Here is a 5420-nt window from a genome sequence, read left to right on the forward strand (position 1 = left end):
TTGAAAGAGATATGAAGAATATGGTTAAAAAAGATCAAACTCCTTCACGTGCTAAACGTGTTGGCAAGTTTATGCTCACGACAATTATTTATTGCGCTATTTTAATAGCATTAATCTATTTGTATCAATATAGCGGCCTAACCTCGGTTCACTTTATTTACAATGAATTTTAAGGTGGTACAACAATGATTAAAAATATTATCAAGAAAATTGATCAGATTGCGCTGGCTGAGCCAGACCGGATTGCCTATGACTTTCTGGGCCAAACTAACACTTACGGCGACTTGAAAAAGCGTTCCGATGCTTGGGCTAGCTACATTATGGGCCTTAATCTCAGTCCGGGCAGCCCGATTATGATTTGGGGCGGGCAGACTTTTGACATGATTGCCAGCTTTCTCGGCTGTGTTAAAGCCGGTCACGCTTATATCCCGATTGCCAGCTATTCGAATGCCGAAAGAATTGTGCTGATTCAAGAAGTAGCTGCAGCCGAAGCAATCATTGCGATTGAAGAGTTGCCAGCAATTGCTTTACCTGACTTGCAGGTTATCCGCCCCGCAGAGGTGGGCACTGCGACTAGTGCAGTTGATCCGGCCAATTTTGTACAGGGCGATGATAATTTCTACATTATCTTTACTTCGGGCACCAGCGGCAAGCCCAAGGGCGTGCAGATCAGTCACAACAACCTCTTGAGTTTTGTTAACTGGGAAATGAGCGACTTTGCTTTGCCAGCGCACCCTAGTTTTCTGGCCCAAGCGCCGTATTCATTTGACCTGTCGGTCATGAGCTTATACCCCGCTTTAGTGGGAGCAGGCAAGCTGGTCGTTTTGCCACACGAAGTGACGGAAAACTTTGCGCAGCTTTTCCAAACGCTGCCGCAATTGCAGTTTAATGTTTGGGTGTCGACGCCGTCATTTGCTCAGATGTGCTTTTTGGACAAGACCTTTACGGGCGAGCATCATCCGGACCTGACGCACTTTCTCTTTTGCGGCGAGGAATTGCCGCATAATGAGGCGGAGCTGCTCCAAAAGAAGTTCCCGCAGGCCAAGATTTTCAACACCTATGGCCCCACCGAAACCACGGTGGCGGTGACACAGGTGGAAATTACGCCGGAAGTCTTAGCTAACTATGACCGCCTGCCAATCGGGCGGGTAAAAGAAGATACCCAAATCACGATTGACAAAACTAAGGGCGATCAGCCGGGGCAAGGCGAGATTATCATTACCGGGCCGAGCACTTCCAAGGGCTACCTCAATAACCCAGAAAAAACGGCGAAGGCTTTCTTCCAAGCGCCGTCCGAGCAGTACCTGAGTCATCGCTCTGGCGATGAAGGTTTCTTTGCTGGCGACTTGCTCTTTTACCGGGGCCGGATTGATTTCCAAATCAAATTCAACGGCTACCGGATCGAATTAGAAGAAATCAACTATTATTTAGGTAAAAATAAGTTTGTTGCCCACGGCGTGGCTGCGCCTAAATATGGCAGCGACCACACGGTCAAGCAAATTGTGGCGGAAATCGAACTAAAAGACGGCGTCAAAAAGCGCTATAGCGAAGACGAAATTACGCAACTGCTTCGGGCTGATCTGGCCCAGAACCTGATGCCGTACATGATTCCGCAGCGATTTGTCTACCGGGAGCAATTACCGATTTCGCAAAACGGCAAGGTTGACATCAATACCGTTATTAAGGAGGTTAACGAGTAGTGCATTTTAATTTGATTAATCTGCAGCCTTATGGGAATCCACACTACTTTGTTTTCCTAATGATTGGCTTAATACCAATCATTTTGGGTCTGTATTATGGCCACCGCTTTAAGTTATATGAAATAGCTTTTTCGCTGGTCTTTCTCTTCCTAATTTTTGACGGGGATAAGTGGCAGCAGGGCGTTAGCCTGCTAATATACTTATTGCTTGAGCTGCTGCTGACTTATTGTTACCTATATTATCGTAAAAACCGGGCCAACAAAACGTGGGTCTTTTACCTGGCGGTTTTCCTAGCGATTGTGCCCCTGATTTTGGTAAAAGTCCAAACGGCTTTTCCCCAGGCTAAAATACCGGGGGTCTTGGCCTTTTTGGGGATTTCGTACATCACTTTCAAAACCGTGCAGGTCATCATGGAAGTCCGCGACGGGGCGATTAAGGAAATTGACTTGGTCACTTACTTGCGCTTCCTGCTGTTTTTCCCAACGATTTCTTCGGGGCCCATTGACCGTTACCGGCGCTTTGCCAAAGAATGCGACGCTGCCCCTAAACGGGCAGCTTATCTGACGGATTTAGGCTTAGCCACGCGTTACCTGTTCCAAGGCTTTTTGTATAAATTTATCTTGGGCTGGTTCTTTGGCACTTACTGGCTGCCTAAAATTGAGCGGGCAGCCTTAATTGCCGGTACCGCTAACGGCGGCCTGAAATTATCGTGGTGGCTGCTAGCTTACATGTACTGTTACAGCATGTACCTGTTCTTTGATTTTGCGGGCTATTCATTGTTTGCCGTAGCAATTTCCTACTTCATGGGCATTCACACGCCAATGAACTTTAACAAGCCGTTTATTTCGCAGAATATCAAGGAATTCTGGAACCGGTGGCACATGACGCTGTCGTTTTGGTTTAGGGATTACATCTACATGCGGTTTACCTTCTTCGCGATGAAGAAGAAGCTGTTTAAAAACCCGGTGCGCCTGTCACAGGCAGCCTATCTGCTCTTGTTTTTAGTGATGGGCTTTTGGCACGGGCTAAGCTGGTATTACATTGTTTATGGCTTGTTCCATGCCGGCGCCATCATTATTAATGACTGCTGGCTCAGGTTTAAAAAGAAGCATCAGGACAAGCTGCCGGCTAACAAGTACACCAAGTGGCTGGCAATTTTCGTCACCTTTAACGTCGTTTGTTTCAGTTTCCTGATTTTTTCAGGTTTTCTCAGCCAGCTCTGGTTTGGCTGGAAGTAGCTTAAACAGGCAATAGAATTATTTAAGAGGTTTAATCATGGATATTAAAGAAGAAGTTTTAGCAATTTTACAAGATTTAACCGGAGAAGACTTAACCGGCAAGATGGATGAAGATATTTTTGCCAACGGACTAATGGACTCCATGGCCAGCGTGCAGATGTTACTGAACCTGCAGGAAAAATTTGCGATCGATGTGCCGGTTTCCGAATTTGACCGGAACGAATGGAATACGCCCAACAAGATTGTGGCAAAGGTGGAAAGTTTAAAAAATGAGTAACAAACGCCGGCTGTGGCAAATCTTTGGCCCAGTTCTTTGCGCTTTTATCCTATTGCTGGTGATTTTTTTATTGCCTTGGGAGCGGACCTTTTCGCAGGACGCTATTTATCAGGCGGCCAATTCACAGACAACCACGGTTTTTAAGGGTTCCTTGATGAAGCAGGATGCCTTTAAGGACGACTACGTGCCTTTTTACGGCTCTAGCGAGTTGTCCCGGCTTGATCCGCTGCACCCTAGCGTGTTGGCCCAAAAATATCACCGCAATTACCGGCCGTTTTTACTAGGCGGGCCGGGCAGCCAGTCGCTAGCCCAATTTTTGGGCATGCAGGGAACGGCCAAGCAGCTAAAAAACAAAAAAGCCGTCGTGATTGTGTCACCGCAATGGTTTACGAAAATGGGGCAAAACCCGGAGGCATTTGCGCTGTATTATTCACCGCTGCAGGCCTGCAACTTCTTGTTAGACCTCAAGAAAAGCAGCCGCGCCAGCCGCTACGCCGCCCAGCGCTTCTTGGCAATGCCGGAAGTCAAGGGCATGGTCAAAGCCGGCATGAAAAAAGCAGCCAGCGGCCAGCCCTTGTCAAGCGTGCAGCGTTTTTACCTCGAAAATCAGCGGCGCATGCTTAACAATGAGGACAAATTTTTTAGTACTTTCCAATTGCGCGACCGCCTGCCCAAAATAAATGGTCAGGCCAAGCTGCTGCCAGCAACTGACTCGGCCAAGGCACTGGACCGAGTTGCCAGCCAGCAAGCGGCAATTCATACTAATTCCAATGAGTTTGGGATTAACAACCGCTTCTTTAAGCTGCGGCTGAATAAGCGCAATCTGGCTAAATTAAAGGACAGTCAGAAAAACTTTGATTATACCAGGTCGGTCGAATACAGCGATTTTGAGCTGATGTTGCACCAGTTTGCCAAACAGCACACTAATGTCTTGTTCATCATTCCGCCAATTAACCAAAAGTGGGCGGATTATACCGGCTTATCGCAGACGATGTACCAGCAGGCAGTCGCTAAAATTAAGTACCAGCTGCGCAGCCAAGGCTTTGACCAGGTTACCGACTTGTCAAAGCGGGGCGGCGAGCAGTACTTCATGGAAGATACGATTCACTTGGGCTGGCGCGGCTGGGTGGCAGTCGACCAGGCGGTTAAGCCGTTCATGGCGCAGCCCGATAACCGCTACAACTACAACATCCATAACTACTTCTATACCAAGAAGTGGCAAAAAGCCCGCTATGAAGTCGCAGCTAAGCAAAAGCCGCAAAACAATCGTTTAAAAGTAAAATAGTGCGCCAGCGAATTGATGCCTTAGGGATCAAGGGTTCAGTTTTAGTTATTAGCAAAGGCAAAGTTTTGCTTGATTATGCTAGCAATAATACTACTGACACTAGTTATTTAATTAATTCCGTCCAAAAGTCAATGACCGCCGCCATGGTCATGAAGCTAGTGCAGGCGGGCAAGCTGAGCTTGCATGAGCGCTTAGCGCGGTTCTATCCGGCAATACCGGGTGCGAAAAAGATTACGATTGAAAATTTATTGGCAATGACGGCCGGACTGCAGTTAAAACCAGGAGCGCGGTTAGGCCGGCGGCACTTTGTCTCTGACCAGGATAATCTGGCCTGCGATGTGAAAAAGACGGTGTTTAAGCCGAAGATGTTGGGCAAATGGTATTACAGCTCGCTTAATTATGTATACTTGTGCGGCATAATGACGCAGGTAACCGGTCAAAGCTATGAGCAGCTTTTCCGGGCAACATACGTTGAGCCGCTGCAGTTAAAACAGACGGAGTTTTTATGGTCCAAGCCGGGCAAGATTATTGCCAGCCGCTTGGTACCGGGTATGATTTACCGCGGCGGCCGCTATGATGTGGTCAAGCATAAAAAGGCGCTGCAAGCCGCGCATGATGAATTGGGTGCCGGGTCAGTCGTGATGTCAAATCATGATTTAGCCAAGGTAATGAATTATATTCTGGCCGGCAGCCTGCTCAGTAAAAAGAGCCGGCAAGAGCTCTACCGGGCGCGTCCGCCAGCTTATTATAATGGTGGTTTTTATAACGACGCCAGTTTAGGGCTAAAGACGGCTAATGGAGCAGGAGAAGGCTACTATACCTTCATGCGCAGCACGAAGACGGCGAAGACCATGATTATTATTCAGGCCAATAAGACGCGGAAGGGCGAATTTGTGGTTTTGAAAGATCGTATTGATAAA

Annotated in this window: 6 protein-coding genes; all 6 read left to right on the forward strand. The window is 47.6% G+C overall.

What is annotated here, in order from left to right; translation table 11 throughout:
- Positions 1-20 precede the first annotated feature (20 nt).
- Positions 21-173, forward strand: a complete 153-nt coding sequence (locus tag J3U71_RS11495; RefSeq protein ID WP_103752600.1) for a teichoic acid D-Ala incorporation-associated protein DltX — start codon at positions 21-23, stop codon at positions 171-173.
- A 12-nt stretch (positions 174-185) separates the two neighbouring features.
- Complete coding sequence (gene dltA / locus J3U71_RS11500; protein ID WP_267394632.1) at positions 186-1700, forward strand: D-alanine--poly(phosphoribitol) ligase subunit DltA; 1515 nt, start codon at positions 186-188, stop codon at positions 1698-1700.
- On the forward strand, positions 1700-2938 hold the full coding sequence (dltB, locus tag J3U71_RS11505; RefSeq protein ID WP_220268767.1) for a D-alanyl-lipoteichoic acid biosynthesis protein DltB: 1239 nt from the start codon (positions 1700-1702) through the stop codon (positions 2936-2938). Before dltA ends, dltB begins: the two co-directional genes overlap by 1 nt.
- Positions 2939-2975: 37 nt before the next feature.
- The gene (gene dltC / locus J3U71_RS11510; protein WP_220268626.1) at positions 2976-3215 is read left to right on the forward strand and encodes a D-alanine--poly(phosphoribitol) ligase subunit DltC; all 240 of its coding nucleotides are present in this window, start codon (positions 2976-2978) and stop codon (positions 3213-3215) included.
- A complete protein-coding gene (gene dltD / locus J3U71_RS11515; RefSeq protein WP_220268766.1) occupies positions 3208-4500 on the forward strand; it encodes a D-alanyl-lipoteichoic acid biosynthesis protein DltD in 1293 nt (430 codons plus the stop codon). The genes dltC and dltD overlap by 8 nt, the downstream gene beginning before the upstream one ends.
- On the forward strand, positions 4500-5420 hold a 921-nt coding region (locus J3U71_RS11520; protein WP_267394636.1), incomplete at its 3' end, for a serine hydrolase domain-containing protein. The genes dltD and J3U71_RS11520, both read left to right, overlap by 1 nt.

The organism is Lactobacillus sp. B4015, assembly GCF_026536055.1.
GTDB classification, from domain to species: domain Bacteria; phylum Bacillota; class Bacilli; order Lactobacillales; family Lactobacillaceae; genus Lactobacillus; species Lactobacillus panisapium.